General features: G+C 42.0%; 16 protein-coding genes. 7 read left to right on the top strand and 9 right to left on the bottom strand.

Going from position 1 to position 17,937, the window contains the following annotated elements:
- Positions 1-14 precede the first annotated feature (14 nt).
- The gene (locus tag AN389_RS09580) at positions 15-1,793 is read left to right on the top strand and encodes an ABC transporter transmembrane domain-containing protein (RefSeq protein WP_055015433.1); all 1,779 of its coding nucleotides are present in this window, start codon (positions 15-17) and stop codon (positions 1,791-1,793) included.
- Here AN389_RS09580 and AN389_RS09585 read toward each other — a convergent pair.
- Positions 1,790-2,422, bottom strand: a complete 633-nt coding sequence (locus AN389_RS09585; RefSeq protein ID WP_004587548.1) for an OmpA family protein — start codon at positions 2,420-2,422, stop codon at positions 1,790-1,792. The genes AN389_RS09580 and AN389_RS09585 overlap by 4 nt on opposite strands.
- Positions 2,423-2,636: 214 nt before the next feature.
- Here AN389_RS09585 and chrA point away from each other — a divergent pair, with 214 nt between their 5' ends.
- Positions 2,637-3,788 carry a chromate efflux transporter gene (gene chrA / locus AN389_RS09590; RefSeq protein ID WP_055019725.1) on the top strand — a complete coding sequence of 384 codons (1,152 nt, stop codon included), beginning with the start codon at positions 2,637-2,639 and terminating at the stop codon, positions 3,786-3,788.
- Here the strand turns inward: chrA and AN389_RS09595 are convergent.
- The 4 genes from AN389_RS09595 to speA all read right to left on the bottom strand — a co-directional run bounded on the left by AN389_RS09595 (position 3,760) and on the right by speA (position 8,771).
- Positions 3,760-5,004: a mechanosensitive ion channel family protein gene (locus AN389_RS09595; RefSeq protein WP_055015434.1), complete on the bottom strand. Its 1,245-nt coding sequence runs from the start codon at positions 5,002-5,004 to the stop codon at positions 3,760-3,762. The genes chrA and AN389_RS09595 overlap by 29 nt on opposite strands.
- On the bottom strand, positions 5,001-5,921 hold the full coding sequence (locus AN389_RS09600; protein WP_055015435.1) for an acetyltransferase: 921 nt from the start codon (positions 5,919-5,921) through the stop codon (positions 5,001-5,003). Before AN389_RS09600 ends, AN389_RS09595 begins: the two co-directional genes overlap by 4 nt.
- 26 nt (positions 5,922-5,947) lie before the next feature.
- On the bottom strand, positions 5,948-6,826 hold the full coding sequence (locus tag AN389_RS09605; RefSeq protein WP_055015436.1) for an acyltransferase: 879 nt from the start codon (positions 6,824-6,826) through the stop codon (positions 5,948-5,950).
- A 64-nt stretch (positions 6,827-6,890) separates the two neighbouring features.
- Positions 6,891-8,771 carry a biosynthetic arginine decarboxylase gene (speA, locus tag AN389_RS09610; RefSeq protein WP_055019700.1) on the bottom strand — a complete coding sequence of 627 codons (1,881 nt, stop codon included), beginning with the start codon at positions 8,769-8,771 and terminating at the stop codon, positions 6,891-6,893.
- Between the two features lie 197 nt (positions 8,772-8,968).
- Between speA and speE the strand changes: the two genes are divergently transcribed.
- Positions 8,969-9,832: a polyamine aminopropyltransferase gene (speE, locus tag AN389_RS09615; protein ID WP_055019701.1), complete on the top strand. Its 864-nt coding sequence runs from the start codon at positions 8,969-8,971 to the stop codon at positions 9,830-9,832.
- Between the two features lie 59 nt (positions 9,833-9,891).
- Here speE and AN389_RS09620 read toward each other — a convergent pair whose 3' ends face one another.
- Both AN389_RS09620 and AN389_RS09625 read right to left on the bottom strand, forming a co-directional pair.
- Positions 9,892-11,118: a hypothetical protein gene (locus AN389_RS09620; RefSeq protein ID WP_055019702.1), complete on the bottom strand. Its 1,227-nt coding sequence runs from the start codon at positions 11,116-11,118 to the stop codon at positions 9,892-9,894.
- Positions 11,108-11,731 (bottom strand): methylamine utilization protein, encoded by a 624-nt coding sequence (locus tag AN389_RS09625; RefSeq protein ID WP_055015440.1) that lies wholly within the window; start codon positions 11,729-11,731, stop codon positions 11,108-11,110. The genes AN389_RS09620 and AN389_RS09625 overlap by 11 nt, the downstream gene beginning before the upstream one ends.
- Before the next feature lie 159 nt (positions 11,732-11,890).
- On the opposite strand from AN389_RS09625, the gene AN389_RS09630 reads away from it, so the two are divergent.
- On the top strand, positions 11,891-13,933 hold the full coding sequence (locus tag AN389_RS09630) for a glycoside hydrolase family 97 protein (protein ID WP_055019703.1): 2,043 nt from the start codon (positions 11,891-11,893) through the stop codon (positions 13,931-13,933).
- A 45-nt stretch (positions 13,934-13,978) separates the two neighbouring features.
- Here AN389_RS09630 and envZ read toward each other — a convergent pair whose 3' ends face one another.
- Together envZ and ompR are read right to left on the bottom strand one after the other, a co-directional pair.
- The gene (gene envZ, locus AN389_RS09635) at positions 13,979-15,295 is read right to left on the bottom strand and encodes a two-component system sensor histidine kinase EnvZ (RefSeq protein WP_055015442.1); all 1,317 of its coding nucleotides are present in this window, start codon (positions 15,293-15,295) and stop codon (positions 13,979-13,981) included.
- A gap of 5 nt (positions 15,296-15,300) precedes the next feature.
- Positions 15,301-16,020, bottom strand: coding sequence for a two-component system response regulator OmpR (gene ompR, locus AN389_RS09640; RefSeq protein ID WP_055015443.1), 720 nt, complete (start codon positions 16,018-16,020; stop codon positions 15,301-15,303).
- 186 nt (positions 16,021-16,206) lie between these two features.
- On the opposite strand from ompR, the gene greB reads away from it, so the two are divergent.
- From greB to AN389_RS09655, 3 genes are all read left to right on the top strand, one after another.
- Positions 16,207-16,680, top strand: a complete 474-nt coding sequence (gene greB / locus AN389_RS09645) for a transcription elongation factor GreB (protein ID WP_055015444.1) — start codon at positions 16,207-16,209, stop codon at positions 16,678-16,680.
- Positions 16,681-16,812: 132 nt separating this feature from the next.
- Positions 16,813-17,124 carry a hypothetical protein gene (locus AN389_RS09650; protein WP_055015445.1) on the top strand — a complete coding sequence of 104 codons (312 nt, stop codon included), beginning with the start codon at positions 16,813-16,815 and terminating at the stop codon, positions 17,122-17,124.
- 50 nt (positions 17,125-17,174) lie between these two features.
- Positions 17,175-17,756: a CBS domain-containing protein gene (locus AN389_RS09655; RefSeq protein ID WP_055015446.1), complete on the top strand. Its 582-nt coding sequence runs from the start codon at positions 17,175-17,177 to the stop codon at positions 17,754-17,756.
- Positions 17,757-17,937 lie beyond the last annotated feature (181 nt).

Here is a 17,937-nt window from a genome sequence, read left to right on the forward strand (position 1 = left end):
AAAAAGAATCCACTATGTCAAAAACAAGCCCTAAGCCCGAAAAAGCCGCTTTTAGTAGTTTATTACCTATTTTTGCGTTTATTAAACCGTATAAATGGATTGTAGTGGCGGCACTTGGCGCCCTTTTAGTCACTGCTGGCGTTAACTTATCATTAGGGCAAGGCGTTAAATTTGTCATAGATCATGGTTTTATTGCAGGCTCCCAAGCCCAGTTACAACACGCTGTATTAGTGCTTATTGGTTTAATTAGTTTATTAGCCCTGGGCACCTTTAGCCGCTTTTATTTAATGTCGTGGATTGGCGAACGTGTTAGTAACGATATTCGCAAAGCGGTGTTTAATCGCATTGTTACCTTGCACCCAAGCTACTTTGAAGAAAACCGCAGTGGCGAGCTGATGTCGCGTTTAACAACCGACACCACCTTGCTGCAATCGATTATTGGCTCATCGTTTTCTATGGCACTGCGTAGCGCATTAATGTTGGTGGGCGGCTTAGTAATGCTGTTAGTGACTAACTTAAAGCTGACGCTCGTAGTTGTTGCTTGTGTGCCGCTGGTATTAGTGCCGATGATGGTATTTGGCAAAAAGGTTCGCAAACTTGCAAGTTCTAGCCAAGATGCAATAGCCGACATAAGCACCTATGCCGGCGAGATCATTCAAAATATTAAGGTAGTACAAAGCTATAGCCACGAACAGCGTGAGCAACAAGCCTTTGCACTTGAAACAGAAAAAGCCTTTAGCGTTGCCAAAAGTCGTATTAAACAGCGTTCTTTTTTAATTGCTGCGGTCATATTTTTAACCTTTAGTGCGATTAGCGTAATGCTCTGGGTGGGCGGTAGTGACGTACTGGCGGGCACTATGACCGGGGGTGAACTGGGTGCGTTTGTGTTTTATGCTATAATGGTGGCTATGTCGGTGGCAACCGTTGCAGAGGTTTACGGCGAGCTTCAACGAGCTGCTGGGGCGGCAGCGCGCCTACTTGAATTACTGGCCGTTAATAGTGAAATTAAAAATCCAGAAAACCCGCAAGACGCTCAACTACAAAATAATGCAGGTTTGCCTGCAATCTCGCTTGAAAATATTAGCTTTAATTATCCGTCTCGCCCTGATGTCAGTGCACTTAACAAAATAAGCTTAAGCATTTCGCAAGGTCAAACAGTGGCTATTGTTGGCCCCTCTGGCGCTGGTAAAACAACTTTATTTGAGCTACTTCAGCGCTTTTACGACCCAGCTCATGGCGCGATTAAATTTCATGACGTAAATATTAAAGACATATCGCTTACCACCCTGAGGAACAAAATGGGCACGGTGGCGCAAAACCCTATTTTATTTAGCTCAGATGTAATGCATAACATTCGTTACGGCAACCCAAACGCCACTGACGAGCAAGTTTATGCCGCCGCAAAACATGCCCACGCTGATGAATTTATTAAACAATTACCACAAGGTTATAACAGCTTTTTAGGTGAGCAAGGCGTAAGGCTATCGGGTGGACAAAAGCAGCGTATTGTATTGGCACGCGCTATTTTAAAAGACCCAGAAATACTGCTTTTAGATGAAGCAACCAGTGCACTCGATGCGCAAAGTGAGCACCACGTACAAGCCGCGCTTGAGCACTTAATGCAAAATCGCACAACGTTAATTATTGCCCATAGGCTGGCAACGGTTAAACATGCCGATGTGATTGTAGTTATGGAAAATGGGGAAATAAAAGCAACGGGGAGCCACCAGCAATTGCTAGCGAGCTCCCCTTTGTATCAGCGTCTTTGTGAATTGCAGTTCAACAAACACTAACCTTCTGTGTTTGGCACTATTTGAATTTCTACACGGCGGTTTTGAGCTCGGCCGTTGGCGCTATCGTTAGTGGCTATTGGGCGGGTTTCGCCGTAGCCTGTAGTGCTAATACGTGCAGCCATAATTTGCTGGTTCACTAAGTAATTTTTAACGCTTTGCGCACGCTCACGCGATAGGTTCATGTTGTAGCTATCTTTACCTGTGCTATCTGTGTGACCTTCTACGCTTAAGTAGGTTTTTTCGTACTTGTTCATTACTTTAGCAATAGCGTTTAGAGTATCGTTAAAACCTGATGAAATATAAGATTGGTCTGTCGCAAAGGTAATGTTAGATGGCATAACTAAACGTAAGTTATCGCCTTCACGTACAACTTCCACACCAGAGCCTGCTAGTTCATCACGAAACGCTTCTTCTTGCTTATCCATGTAATCACCTACAGCAGCACCGGCTAGTGCGCCAATAGCTGCACCAATAAAGATACGCTTGTCTTTATGATTACCCGTTGCTTTACCTAATACGCCACCTGCGGCGGCACCAATTGCGGCCCCCTTGCCTGTGTTGTTCATTTCGCAACCACTTAGCAATACAGCTACTACGGTTACGCTTAAAAGTGATTTAGTTAAAGTCATGTGATGTCCTATTCATTAAGAATTATAAAGCGAGTATGCAAATACATGTATGAACAAACTATGAAGAGCATGTTAAAAGCAGTTCGCTTTATACCAATCCACTTAATTAAGTGGATTGGTATTATTTGTAGATTACGAATTAATGTATGCAATTAATAAAAGTGTCATACTCCTTTGTGACAATTTAATGAACCTTAAGGAGGATATGAGCTCAATGTTAGTCGCTATTTTTAGACAGTTTTTTTTACTTGGCTGCATGAGTTTTGGTGGCCCTGCCGCACATTTAGGCTATTTTAAACGCCACTTTGTAGATACATTAAATTGGTTAACCGATACTCGCTATGCCCAATTAATTAGTTTAAGCCAAGCATTGCCAGGGCCAGGCTCTAGCCAAGTTGGGTTTGCTATAGGCGTAGAACGAGCAGGCCTATTAGGGGGTATTACCGCATTTATTGCATTCACCCTCCCTTCTTTTTTAATCATGTTATTACTAGCTGTAAGTGCACATCAATTTGACGCTGTTTATTTTGCGGTTATTGCGGGATTAAAGTTATTTGCAGTGGTTATTGTGGCCGATGCCACGTTGGGCATGGCTAAAAGCTTTTGTACTAATTATGTTTTAAAGCTATTAGCATTACTAAGCACATTGGTGCTAATACTTATACCTATGCTGAGCACACAAATAGCTATTTTAGTTATTGCAGCCACCGTTGGCGCTATTTGGCCTATGCTCAAACTTGCTCAATCAAGTACCCCTAGTAGTAATAAAAGTAAGGTAAATTGGATTGCTTTAAGCATATTTGTACTCTTACTAGCTGTTAGCTTTATACCTTTAGGTCAAAATACCAATGTGTTTGCTGCTTTTTATCAGGCAGGTGCAATGGTGTTTGGTGGCGGACACGTTGTATTGCCAATACTACAAGCGGGCTTACCCACACTAAGCGACGATCGATTTTTAAGTGCATATGCCAGTGCTCAAGCAATTCCAGGCCCCATGTTTACAATAGCCACTTACCTAGGCGCGCAACTCACTACAGAGCAGCCGTTAATAGGGGCCATAGTTGCAACCCTACTTATTTTTACACCGGGCTTTTTATTAATGCTGGCGTTTCAAAAAAGCTGGTTAAATTTGGCTAACAAACCTCGCTTTGCAAGCTCTATTGCGGCGCTTAACGCAGCCGTAGTGGGCTTTTTAGCGGCGGCGTTGTACTCACCTATTTGGACATCGGCCGTCCACAATCTATGGCAGGTTGCACTGGTTATTGCCGCTTTTGCATGGCTAAGAATGAAAAAGCCACCGATTTGGTGGCTATTAGCTTTATTTATTAGTGTGGGCCTTACTCAGTACTATTTGCCATTACTTTAAAAGTTGGCTTGTCGGTTTGCTGTGCATTAGGTGGGCTTAGTTGCCCGCTAACACTTTGATACGCTCTTAGGCCAAATACAGGCAACACTGCCAATAAGTGATCCATAATTTCGGCTTGTAAATGCTCGTAAGATATCCAGCGTTTATCTTCACTAAAGCAGTAAAACTCAATCGGCAAGCCATGGTTCATTGGTTGTAGCTCACGCACCATAAGCGTAAGTGAGGTATTTATTTTATTATGCTGCTTTAAATAGCCCTCGGCGTAGCGGCGAAACAAGCCTAAGTTAGAGACCGGATCAGGCAACGAGGCAACACGTATATATTCGTGCAGTGGTATTGCTGCATCTATTTGTTTTCTAAATTCATCACTCACTAAACAAATGCTATGCATGTCTATATTAAGCGAGCGCTTAATGCGTCGGCCACCAGACTCTTGCATTCCGCGCCAGTTTTTGAACGAGCCCGCTACCAACATATAAGTAGGAATAGTGGTAATGGTGTTATCCCAGTTACGCACTTTTACGGTGTTTAGGCCTAAATCTATTACTTCACCGTCGGCACCGTAGTTTTCTACTTGAATCCAATCACCGTAAGTAACTAATCGGTTTGCCGCAATTTGGATACTGGCTACAAAACCTAAAATAGTGTCTTTAAATACTAATAAAGTAACGGCGGCTATGGCACCAAAACCAGAGAGAATATAAGTAGGTGATTTTTCAAGCACTATGCTTACAATTAATATTGCACACACAATAAAAGTAATAAGCTTAACAACCTGCAATAGCCCCTGTATTGGCACTTCACGAGCAAAATCTAGCTGGTTATAAATGGCCCCAGCAATACTTACAATGCTGCTAAAAATAAAGCCTACATAAATAATTAATATACCTTGGCCAATGGTTTTTAGTATTTCTGCACTGAGTTCATTAACAGGGTAAACACTGTCGAAGGTTGCTAAAAAAAGCACGCTACATAACATACCTGCTATGCGCTTATTCAATTTGGTGAGCAGCGGCGAAAGTAAGCCTATACGTTCAGGAGATAACTTAGTCACCACTTTTTGAATGCCCGGCAGCATTAATCGGCGAGTAAATAAATACACCACCAGCAAAGAAAGCACACCAATAGAGGCTGCAGTAATTGCACTTAAAAAATCTGCGTCGGGTACTTTTTCAAACCAAGGAGCAATTAACTCCTGCAGGTGGGTATTGGTCATAGTGTTTCTACTTCCTTACTAATGTGTGGCTCAGGTAAATCGTGTTGAGCATAAATACTGGTAAGTTGCGCGTCTTTAGCAACCCATAGCTCATTAACGTACTTTTGAAAACTGCTTCTAAATGCTTTGTCGTGTTGGTAACTACCTAACATCTGCTGGTTAATAGCCAACACATCAATAGAAACATAAATCGAATCAAGCTCGCCCTTTAAAATATTGCGACAAACATGGCTTGTGCTGCCGCTGTACACCACACTGGTATTTAACATGGCATCAAATTGCTCGCCTAGTACCTCAAGAGCGAAAGCAATACCACCTGCTTTGGGCTTTAATAAGTACTTAAACGGGCTTTGCTGTTGTGCATGTTTAGCAGGTGTGTAGCGGGTGCCCTCTACAAAATTGATAATGGTGGTGGGGTTATCTCTAAAGTTACGGCAACTGTGTTTGGTGCGCTCAACGTCTAACCCTTTTAATTTGGGGTTTTTAGCCAGCTGGGCTTTAGTAACGCGCTTCATAAAAGGCATACCCATAGCCCATGCGCCAGAGCCAATGAATGGTACGTACTTTAATTCATCTTTTAAAAAAAACTTTGGAGCTGGTAATACATTAATTGAACTAAGCACTACAATATCTAACCAGCTCATATGATTACAAATTAGTAAGTACCAACTTTGCGAGTTTACATCGCCGTTAATATTGATGTTTATATTAGCGCAGCCAAGCCATAAACCAAGCCTATTGCCATTACACCAGCCTCGGTACAGGCTGTGCAGCATAGCGTTAATTATAGATAAAGGCAGTAAAAGCTTTATTAGACCTAGTAGTAAAACTAAGGAGCCAAAAATAATTAAATTTGAAAAAAACACGCAGCCTACAATTAAGCCATTGAGCCAATTTGGTAACCACTTTTTTAGCATAATTGTAAGCCCATTTTGTTGCCTTATTATTTATGGTTTTGTTCGAGCTGCTGAATTGTTTGCTCTTTTTCTTCCCATAAACGGTTTAGTTCGCTTTGAAAGCCCACTCTAAACTCAGAGTCGCCAGTGTAATCACCAATCAACTCCTCGCTTACAGGGCGAATGTCTACATGCACATTAATTTGCTTCACTTTGCCACCGGCAAAGTCCATAAACGTAGGTATGCCATCGGGGTAATGGATTGTTACATTCACCACTTTAGAGATTTGCTCACCCATGGCTTGCATTACAAATGCAATCCCACCTGCTTTTGGTTTTAATAAATGTGGAAAAGGGCTGTTTTGACGTGCGTGTTTTTGCGTAGTAAAACGTGTACCTTCTACAAAGTTAACAATGCTTACTGGCATTTCTTTAAATTTTTCGCAGGCTTTACGGGTGGTTTCTATGTCCTTACCACGTAGCTTTGGGTTCTTTTTTAGCTGTGCTTTACTGGTACGGGTCATAAATGGAAAGTCGAGCGCCCACCAGCACACACCTAAAATTGGCACGTAAATAAGCTCTTTTTTTAAAAAAAAGTTTAAAAAAGGTATTTTTCGATTAAATACACGCTGCAGCACTAATATATCTACCCAGCTTTGATGATTAGCAATTACTAAGTACCAGTCTTTTAATTTGGTTTCTTCAAGTCCAGTCACATTAATTTTAGTTGGCGTGAATAAGCGTTGGTTAATGCTATTAACCGACACCCAAATAGTGGCACACTGCTTAGCAACCCAGCTTAAAAACTTTTGCATAGGTTTGATAGGGATTAATTTTAATAGCCCACAAATAAAAATAGGTAAAAACCAAATAAGTGTGTTTATTGTGTAAAGTAAAATACTAAATACACTACGAATTACTGACATTTATTTCTATTCCTTTAAACAATGCGCAGCAAACAACCGCGCTTTTAACACTGAGTATGTAAAGTTAATCTTCAAAGTAAGTATAACCTTCAAGGCCGGCATTTAGTTCAGCTAAATAGCCTGCTTTACACTGCTCAGACACTGCTAGCTTGTTGACCAATAGTTCAAAGTTTTGTGCCAAAATGGCGCTATCATAGTCAACAAACTTTAATACATCCTTAACGCTATCACCTTTAATGGCATTGGTTAATACATAACCGTCGTCGTTAAGCTCTACATGCACTGAGTCGGTGTCGCCAAATAGGTTATGTAGGTCACCTAAAATTTCTTGGTAGGCCCCTACCATGAACATAGCTATATGGTATTGCTCTCCGTGTTGGTATTCAGGTATAGGTAAACTGGTTTCTATGCCTGCACCTTCTACGTACTCACGGATTTGTCCGTCAGAGTCACAGGTAATATCTTGAATAATCGCACGCTGCGTAAGTGGCTTATCTAGGTTTTCGATTGGCATAACCGGGAACAACTGCTCAATGCCCCATACATCAGGTAACGACTGAAACAGTGAAAAGTTAACAAATAGTTTGTCGGCTAACTTTTCGTGTAAATCGTCAAGTACCTCGCGGTGCGCACGCGCGTTATCGCTAAGTGATGCTCGCACTCGGTGCAAAATAGTAAAATATAACTGCTCTATTTTCGCCCACTCTAGCATGCTTACTAATCCATGCACATATTGGTCATGGGCTTCGCTAAATAAGTGCATTGCATCGTGGTAAATCTCTAGCGCCATACGCGGGTTTAAACGCTGTAAACACTGCCACATTTCATCAAGTACTAACGCGCTATTTTGAAGTGGCGGCTCAGGGTTTGCATGATTGGGCGCTTTTTCTACGTCTATCACATCGGTAATTAACACCGCGTGGTGCGCTGTTAAAGCACGCCCTGATTCGGTAATAATGGCAGGGTGCGTTAAACTATGCTGATCGCACACCTCAGCAAAAGCGTTAACCACATTACGTGCGTATTCTTCAACGGTATAGTTCATCGAGCACGCACTACGTGAGCCTGAGCCTTCGTAATCTACGCCTAAGCCACCGCCTACATCAACGGTATTGAGCGGTACACCTAGCTGAGTAAGTTCAGCAAAGTGGCGTGCACATTCGCGCAGGGCGCGGTGTATGTCGCGTATATTGGCAATTTGGGAGCCAATATGAAAATGCACCATTTGCATTAAATGCAATTTATTATGCTTTTTAAGCACCTCAACAGCACTAAGCACTTGCCCTGCGGTTAAACCAAATTTACCTTTTTCGCCCCCGGTATTTTGCCATTTTCCTTTACCCACCGAGTTTAAGCGAATGCGTATACCAATGGCTGGCTCTATGCCAAGGTTATCTATTTCCTCAAGTAAAGTAGTGAGTTCTGATAATTTTTCGACTACTATTTTAACACTGTGCCCCATAGCTTGACCAATACAAGCTAAACGTAAAAATTCACTGTCCTTATAGCCATTGCACACAATAGTAATGGGTTTATCAGCTATGCCTAAAATCGCCATTAGCTCGGGTTTTGAGCCAGCCTCAAGGCCAACTAAACCACTTGGGTGCGCCAATAGCTTGCTTACCACAGAGCGCTGCTGATTAACCTTTATTGGGTATACACACGTATACTTGCCTTTGTACTCGCGGTTGCTTTGAGCAAGCGTAAATGCATTAGTGAGCGTATCTACGCGGTTTTTTAAAATATCGGTAAAGCGAACTAATACCGGTAAGGTTAAACCTTGCTGCTTAAATTGTTCTGTGAGCTGCGTTAAAGAAATCGCATTTTTAGATTGGTCGCCATCTGGGTAAGCAACCAGCTCGCCTTGTGCGTTAATATCAAAATAGCCATCGCTCCAATGAGCAACATTATATGTAGCGCGTGCTGTTTCTAAACCCCAACTCATGGCAACTCTTCTTTAATCAATTAGCTATAAAGGCGCATTTTAATACGTCACTATCCCCTACGCTAACAAAAATTGAACTTTAACTCGATACTGGCTAACTTTATTGGCTAAGCAGTTAAAATTTCATTGAGCAAAACGCAAAGCGCTGGCAAAATTGCCCCCTTTTCATACTCAACTTAAAAAGTGTAAAAGCAACTATGGCAAATTTAGATCAAAGTAAGTGGTTTACAGAAATTAGCGACCGTGATGGTAGCGCATTTTCATTGCGTATTAACAAAAAGTTGGATGAAAAACAGTCTCCTTTTCAAAAGGTAGAAATGTTCGAAACCACAGACTTTGGTAATTTAATGATCATCGATGGTTGCACCATGGTTAGCACTCGTGAAAACTTTTTTTATCATGAGATGATCAGCCACCCTGCACTTTTAGCGCACCCAAATCCTAAAAACGTGGTTATTATTGGCGGCGGTGACTGCGGTACATTACGTGAAGTATTAAAACACCCAGGTGTAGAAACCGTAACGCAAATAGATATAGACGAAGTAGTAACGCAAATGTCGTTAAAATACTTCCCAGAGCTTTGTGAGTCTAACAACGATACACGCGCAACCGTTATGTTTGATGATGGCATTAAATACATGCGCGAAGCTGCGAGCGAGTCTATTGATGTTGTTATTGTTGATGGCACAGACCCAGTAGGCCCAGGCGAGGGGTTATTTAACCACGCGTTTTACACGAGCTGCTTAAATGCACTTCGCCCGGGCGGTATTTTAGTGCAGCAAAGCGAATCGCCATTAATGCATATGCCACTATTAGTAGAAATGCGTGAGGCTATGTTAAATGTAGGCTTTAACGACTTACAAACACTGCCATTTCCACAGCCAATTTACCCAAGCGGTTTATGGTCGGTAACGCTTGCTCGTAAATCACAAGCATTTAATGGCTTTAGAGAAGCCGATGCAGAGCAAGTTGCACAGCAAAGCGAATACTACAACAGCGGTATTCATCACGGCGCACTTGCTACACCAAACTTTATGAAACGCGCATTTGATAAAAAATAGACACTAAGGGAGCCTATAAAGCTCCCTTTTTTAAAATCTATTTTTTAAAAGCGCCTTAGTTAAAAGCGCCATTGTGCGTTAGCCATAAGTTGCTGCTGTGATATTCGCTGAGCAAACCCACTACCCGGCCTATTTTGTACAAAGCTATGCAGCGCTGAACCCTCAACACCTATTTGTACCGTATCGGTTAATTGGTAACGCCACGTAGCTGTTAAGCCTTCGCCGTGGCTGGCGTTAGGGTCAAACGCGGTGGTGTCATCGTCATCTACTTTAAAATAGTCATACCTAAGCGATAACCTATGCTTACCCGCCTTATGACTAAGCATTAAATAATGGCTAAAAAAACGGTTATAAATAAGCTTATTAGCGCCCATTTCAGTTTTACCATCGAGTAGCTGGGCAATAAAACGGGTTTTTCCTGTCAATTTATATAACCACGCTAAGCTGCTAAAACGAGTATGCCAAGCGTATTGCCCTGTTGTGCGATTAAAAACGCTCGGTTCGGCGTTATTATCGTAATAATAAAACCTAAACTGCGAGCGCTTTAAATAATCCCAATGCACACCGGCGTAATAGCCAAAACGACCATCAACTTCTTCAAAAGGCAGTACTTGGTTAGCTTGCCAGCGTAATTCGTCACTATTTAATGCCGCAATAGGTGCAAATTGTACACTTTCGTTAAAGGTTGTTTGCCTATCGTGCAATGCAAATCCGCGCCACGAAAGTAACGTCCCTGTTGGGTCGTTTCCTTTGTAAATAGCTGCGCTCACACTAAAGCTGTGCTTAGAATTAAAACGTTTTCCGGGGCGTTTAATACTAAGCTCTCCACCGACGGTGCGAAGCTCTTCGCCTATCCAACTATTAATGGCTGAATTAGTATAATTGTAAGGTGAAGTCCAGCCTATATCGGGGTTTTCTAGCGACATACTAGGATAAAACCCACCGAGCTTTACATGCCATTTATAACGGCTGTTTACTAACGGCTGATACTGTAAATACGCTTGGCTTAAACCTAAAGTAGTTTTCGGCTCTTGATTGGCATTAACAACGGCATGTGCGCGCCAAGCACTACTTAAATCGGCCTTAAAGTCTATAATTCCTTGCGATAACAAAATGCTATCACTGCTATCCCCATGGCGATATAAACCAATACCGCCATCTTGAAAGCTTTGAGTATCATCGCTTGCAACCGCACGTACCTGAATAAGCCCATTAACTTGCGAAAAAGCCGGTAGGCTCATAAAAAGTAAACTAAGTATTACTGTATTTTTGCGCTTAATAGTCATCGAATTCATCCGTAGCAAAGTCTATTTGCTCGGCTATGGCCTGCTTTACGGTGTAGTGTATAGGTGACTCGCTCACATTAACGCTGTGGGTTTCTACGTTGCTTATATCGCTAAAGCCAGAATGCCATACGCTCATGCTGTATTGCCCATTAGGGGCAGTTAAATTAACCACACCGTTGTCGTCGGTAATTGCAAAAACGGTGCTATCAACCACCACAATATAGCCTAGCATCCAGTCATGAATATTACAGCCAAGTTCAACCACCCCTGTTTGATCAAACGTTATGGGCGCTTTAGGTTGCTCTTTGTAAAGTTTCAACTCAAAGGTTTTAGCTTTAGAAAACGAATAAACATGGTGCATAATAGAGTCGGCATTAGGAAACTCTACCTTTGCATTTTGCGGAACCACTAACGTATGCGGCGTAAACTCGCGGTTTTTTTGGCTCATTGCATAGGTTTTACTTGCTTGGTTACTAGCTTCAATGGGCGCTCCGCTTAGCCACACTACCGCATTTGCTAAAGGCTGATTATTGGCATTTTTTATAGTTATTGTTGTTGCTGCTACGCAAGTACTCATACTTAGCAGTAATATACTGAGTAAGGGTTTTATCATGGGGCTAATCGCTATTATCAATTTGTTTACATTATAGACCGATTAAACCGTTAAATTCTTTCTATTTTTTAAAACATTGAATACGTATGTAGACAGTCGTATTAACAACTCAGTGCCATTATCCTTAAAGGTCACCACCGACTCATCAAAGGACACACAATGAGAACATCCGCACTTTTACTACTGGCGTTTGCTGGCAATAGCTTTGCACAAACCGCTGTAGTTGAATCACCTAGTTCACAAATAAAAGTGACTATTTCAGATGAAAATAGCACACCCAGCTACGCTATTAGCTTTAAAAACAAACCCGCTATAAACGCATCGCGCCTGGGTTTTGAATTTAAAACCCAAGCGGCATTTAGCGATGGTTTTAAAATTACCCATGTTAAGCAGCAAAGCGTAAATACCCAGTGGCAACAACCTTGGGGCGAGCGACAAACGGTTACTGATAAACACAACGAAGTTGCGGTTACGTTTACAAAAAACGAGCCTAATGGGGCAGCCTACACAGTGCGCTTTAGAGCTTTTGATAGTGGCGTTGGGTTTAGATACGAAGTGCCAAAACAAGCAGGCTTTGAGCAAACACACATTACCAAAGAGCTCACCGAGTTTGTCATTAACAATAACAACAATGCCACCGCCTGGTGGATACCCGCCCGCGGTTGGAACCGATACGAATACGTTTACAACACGACCGCATTAAATGACGTCCCCCTTGCGCATACGCCGTTCACCTTAAAAACCAATGACGGTACCCATATAAGCATTCATGAAGCAGCCTTAGTTGATTACGCAGGTATGGTGCTTAATCAGCGCCGCCCAGGCACTTTTAATGCCGATTTAACACCGTGGTCAGACGGCATTGCTGTTAAAAAGCAAGGGGCGTTTAATACCCCTTGGCGCACCATTCAAATTGCCGACAGCGCGGTTGGCTTAGTCAATTCAGACATAATATTAAATTTAAACGAGCCTAATAAACTCGGTGATGTATCGTGGGTAAAACCTGGTAAATACGTGGGTATTTGGTGGGGCATGCATATAAACACGCAAACCTGGGGCAGCGGCGAAAAGCACGGTGCCACCACACAAACCACCAAATACTACATGGACTTTGCCGCAGAATATGGCTTTGATGGCGTACTAGTAGAAGGCTGGAACATAGGTTGGGACGGTGACTGGTTTTTTAATGGCGATGTATTTAGTTTTACACAACCCTACGACGACTTTGATATAGCGGCCCTTACTCAATATGGCAAACAAAAAGGCGTGCAGTTAATTGGCCACCACGAAACATCGGGTAATGTAAGTAACTATCGCGACCAAATGGACGAGGCCTTTGCCCTTTACGAAAAATCAAATGTAAGCCAAGTTAAAACGGGTTATGTGGCCGACGGCGGTAATATAAAGCGCATAGACGAAAACGGCATTGCCCGTCATGAGTGGCACGATGGCCAATTTATGGTTAACGAGTACCTGTACAACGTAAAGCTGGCTGCTAAACATAAAATTAGTATTAACACCCACGAGCCAATAAAAGACACCGGCCTGCGTCGTACCTACCCAAATTGGATTGCCCGCGAAGGGGCACGCGGCCAAGAGTTTAATGCATGGGGCACGCCACCTAACCCACCAGAGCATATTCCTATGCTGGCGTTTACCCGTATGCTGGCAGGGCCTATGGACTTTACCCCAGGTATTTTTGATATGAGTTTTAATGGCTTAGGCGATAATACAAACCGCCCGCAAACAACGCTTGCCAAGCAGCTTGCACTGTATGTAGTGCTATATAGTCCGATTCAAATGGCCGCCGACTTACCTAAAAACTATTTAGCTAAGCCTGATGCATTTCAATTTATTCAAGACGTACCCACCGATTGGCAGCAAAGCATTGCGCTTGATGGCGAAGTGGGCGATTTTATTGTATTTGCCCGTAAAGAGCGCAAACGCGATAAATACTCAGGAAACGACTGGTATTTAGGCGCCGTAACCGATGAAAAAGCCCGTACTATTGAGGTAAAACTCGACTTTTTAGAAAAGGGTAAAAAGTTTGAAGCGCAGATATACCAAGACGGTAAAAACGCTGAATGGAAAAACAATCCGTACGATTTAGATATCGAAAAGCGCATAGTTAGCGCAAACGACAAGCTAACGTTAAAACTAGCAACAAGTGGTGGTACAGCAATCCGCTTTAAAGCACTTTAAGTTTTAACGCTATTAAAGTTATTAAAATAGCCAACTCTGCACAGCTTACTGTGCAGAGTTTTGTATTTTTATCGGTAAATAAATTTGTGCACTTAGGCCACCCTCTGGGCGGTTTTCAAGCTTAACTTTACCATCGTGCATATCAATAATACGCTTAATAATGGCAAGGCCTAAACCACTACCTTCGCTGCCACGCGCTGCATCTCCTTGCTTAAAGGGCTCGAACACCGATTCAAGTTCGCTTTCTGGAATGCCTGGCCCGTTATCGTTTACCGCTATCACAACGTATTTTTTGTTTGAATTAAAGTAGCTTAAAACTTCTATGTCGCCGTCAGAATAACGCAGCGCATTTTCAATCATGTTAGTAATTACACGTTTAATAGCCACACTGCTTAACGGAACAAGTCCCACGCTAGGGTTACCTTTAAAGGTAATAACACGCTGATGTTTAAGCTCACAATTAACCACTTCAGACACGAGTGCGTTTATATCTTCGCAAACAAGCTCATCTGTTTTGTGGTGGCGTAAATACTCAATAAATTGATCGATAATGCCGTTCATATCTTCAATATCGTATATGATGCCCTCGCGAAGGTAGTCATCCTCATCGCTCATCATTTCGGTTGCAAGACGAATACGAGTTAGCGGGGTACGTAAATCATGAGAAACACCAGCCATGAGTAAACGGCGGTCGTTTTCAAGAGCGGCAATGCCACGCGACATCTGGTTAAATGCACGGGTCACTTCGATTACTTCACTGGAGCCCTCTTCTTCAAGCTTAGAGCTAAAATCGCCCTTACCTACTTTCATAGCAGCTTGCTGCAACGCCTTTAATGGCCGGTTCAAGTGCCTCGCAAATAGCCAGCCGCCTAATACACTTAAAAAACCAATACTTGATAAGTAAAAGGTTAAAAATTCGAGATTGTTTTCTTGATACCCGCTAAGCGGTACTTTTACCCAATACCCCGGCGCTTGCGGCGCTTCTACCCAATAAATCAGTGGGTCGGTTTGGCTAATGCGCACCCGCGCCGAGCCATTTAATTGCTCAGACATACTACGCGACAGCATCGAGTACTCTCGGGTTTGACCAAGCCCTTGGCGCATTGCCTCGCGCTGCGTCATCACTTCTATACCAGTAATTTCAAAAAATTTTTCAGATACTTCGTCGTTTATTTCTACGCCATCTTCCCAGTCTATAAACACCGTTTTAATTTGCTTTGCAAGCATAAGGTTTACTTGCTCTATGGTCGGTTTTACAACGTAAAAGCTTACCGTAACATAGGACACTATTTGGTTAATTAGCAGTAAAGCGGCCACTAAAAATACAGTTTGTCCAAACGCACTTCGCGGAAAAAATCCCATATAAACTACTTTTCACCGTCAGGAACAAACACATAACCTAAACCCCAAACCGTTTGAATATAGCGCGGGTTGGCGGCATCTACTTCAATCATGCGGCGAAGTCGCGAAACCTGCACGTCTATACTGCGCTCAAGGGCGCTGTAATCCCGCCCTCGAGCAAGGTTCATTAGTTTATCACGGCTCAGTGGCTCGCGCGGGTGCGATACAAGGGCTTTAAGCACGGCAAATTCTCCGCTGGTGAGCGAAATGGTTTTATCGCCTTCACTCATTTCACGGGTGGCTAAGTTAAGTGTAAATTGGCCAAACACAATAAGGTTTTCTTCTGCTGCGGGTGCGCCCGGCACTTCTTTAGCACGGCGACGTAAAATAGCTTTAATGCGAGCCAGTAATTCGCGCGGATTAAACGGTTTAGGGATGTAGTCATCTGCGCCTAGCTCCAAACCAATAATACGGTCGACCTCATCGCCTTTTGCTGTCAGCATCACAATAGGAATTTCGTTTTCTTTTTGGCGTAGCCGGCGGCAAATTGATAAGCCATCTTCGCCTGGTAGCATTAAATCAAGCACCATTAAGTGAAAGTTTTCTCGCTCAATGAGTCTATCCATTTGCTCTGAGTTTGCGGCGGTTCTAACAATAAACCCCTGCTCTACTAAATAACGCTCTAGTAAGCTGCGCAGGCGCATATCGTCATCAACAACTAATACTTTTGTGGTTTCGTGTCCCATTGTTTGTTTCTTATTTTTATCTCCAATTAATAGTTAATATAAATGAAAAACTTAATAATCAAAATCTAATTGCGCGCTTAGATTGTTACTGAACATTTCAAAGCTTAATTTTAATAAATTTTACACTCGACAAATTTTAGCAAGTTTAATAACGTGCACAGCATTAGAGTTAATGAATAAAAGCCGATGAAAACAAATTTAATAACCCGCGAAGGTTACATACAATTACAGCAAGAGCACGACCATTTATGGAACGTTAAACGCCCTGAAGTCACTAAAATAGTAAGTTGGGCGGCAAGCCTTGGCGATCGCTCAGAAAACGCAGATTATCAATACAATAAGCGCTTACTGCGCCAAATTGATCGCCGCGTTCGGTATTTGCGAAAACGCCTACCCGATTTAAAAATTATTGATTACTCACCGCAGCAAGACGGTAAAGTATTTTTTGGTGCATGGGTAGAAATAGAAAACGAACAAGGCGAGATAAAAAAATTTAGAATTGTGGGGCCTGATGAAATATACGACCGCAAAGACTACATATCAATTGACTCACCTATGGCGCGCGCCCTAATAAAAAAACAAGTAGATGATGATTTTGAGGTACCTACACCACAAGGTAAAAAAGAATGGTATGTAAATAGTATTGAATATCAAAAATAATCCCCCATAACATTATTAATAGGGAATGACATTGATTCAGATCAGCTAAATTTTTTATTGTGTAATATATCTCATTAGGATATATATTAAGTTCGCAGGTTTATTTTTAACCTGATTTTTAAGGTAATGGCTATGTCAAACTTAGTACAGCGCATATGTAGTAATGCCGTATTGTTTGCACTTTTAATGAGTGTGAGTTTGACGCTGCACGCCAATACCACCGAAGTAAGTATAGATAACGCCAGTGTATCTAATCATTTTATCGCTTGTGAATTTCCTGACCAAGCCCCCCCCGACATTGACTTAGATTCTCATGTTAATGCATTTGCTATTAGGTTGTTTCAACCGCTACCTAATGTAGTTTCATCTTTTTACCAAAGTACAAACCTAAACCGTCCTTTTAGTACGGCATATCAACGTGGTCCACCTAGCTATTTAATTTAATTCACAATTTTACTTTTTGATTAAATTTTATAACGAATAAGGTGACTACCATGTCTAACTTTAAAGAATTGCGTACCCAAAATATTTCTAATGCTGTTATTGCAAGCACGTTTGAAGAGCAACAAGCCGCTATTGATTTAACATCTCCGGCATTAACCGTAATCAATAACTTTACCCAAAAAACGCCTATTCGCGCTCCATACGACACAACAATTAACGATGCGCTTAAACAGGTGTTAGCAGAGCATTCTGACTATGTATTGGTAACTGATGAGGCGCAAAAATTAATTGGTATTGTTTCAAGTGCCGACTTACAAAGCGCTAAAATTACAGCCATTGCACAGCGGTTAAATACCACTCGCAATGAAGTGAGCCTTCGCTACATTATGACACCTATTAGCCAACTTAGTGGTGTAAGTATGCAAAGCCTAAGCTATGCAAGTATTGGCGATGCACTGCAAACAATGGAACATCAAGGCAGTATGTTTTTATTAGCAACAACCACTAATAACGAAATATGCGGTTTAATTTCGGCGCGTCAAATAGCTAAAACGTTACATATTCCGGTACATATTACCCCTATTGCTCACACGTTTAGTGATGTTTTAGAAAGTGTAGAGCACCCTCACTAAAGCGCGCTTTTTCACTTTGTCAGCTCAGCCAAGCCAACCATCTTAAAGCAAGCAAAATTGCTTGCTTTAAGAGCTTTTTATTACAACCTGCTGTGATATTATTCAACTAATAAATACCTACCAAACTCATTAAATAGCAACTTTAATAAGCTGGGTATAACAGTACCAGAGGGATTTTCTG

The sequence above is a fragment of the Pseudoalteromonas sp. P1-7a genome (assembly GCF_001401855.1).
Classification (GTDB): Bacteria; Pseudomonadota; Gammaproteobacteria; order Enterobacterales; family Alteromonadaceae; genus Pseudoalteromonas.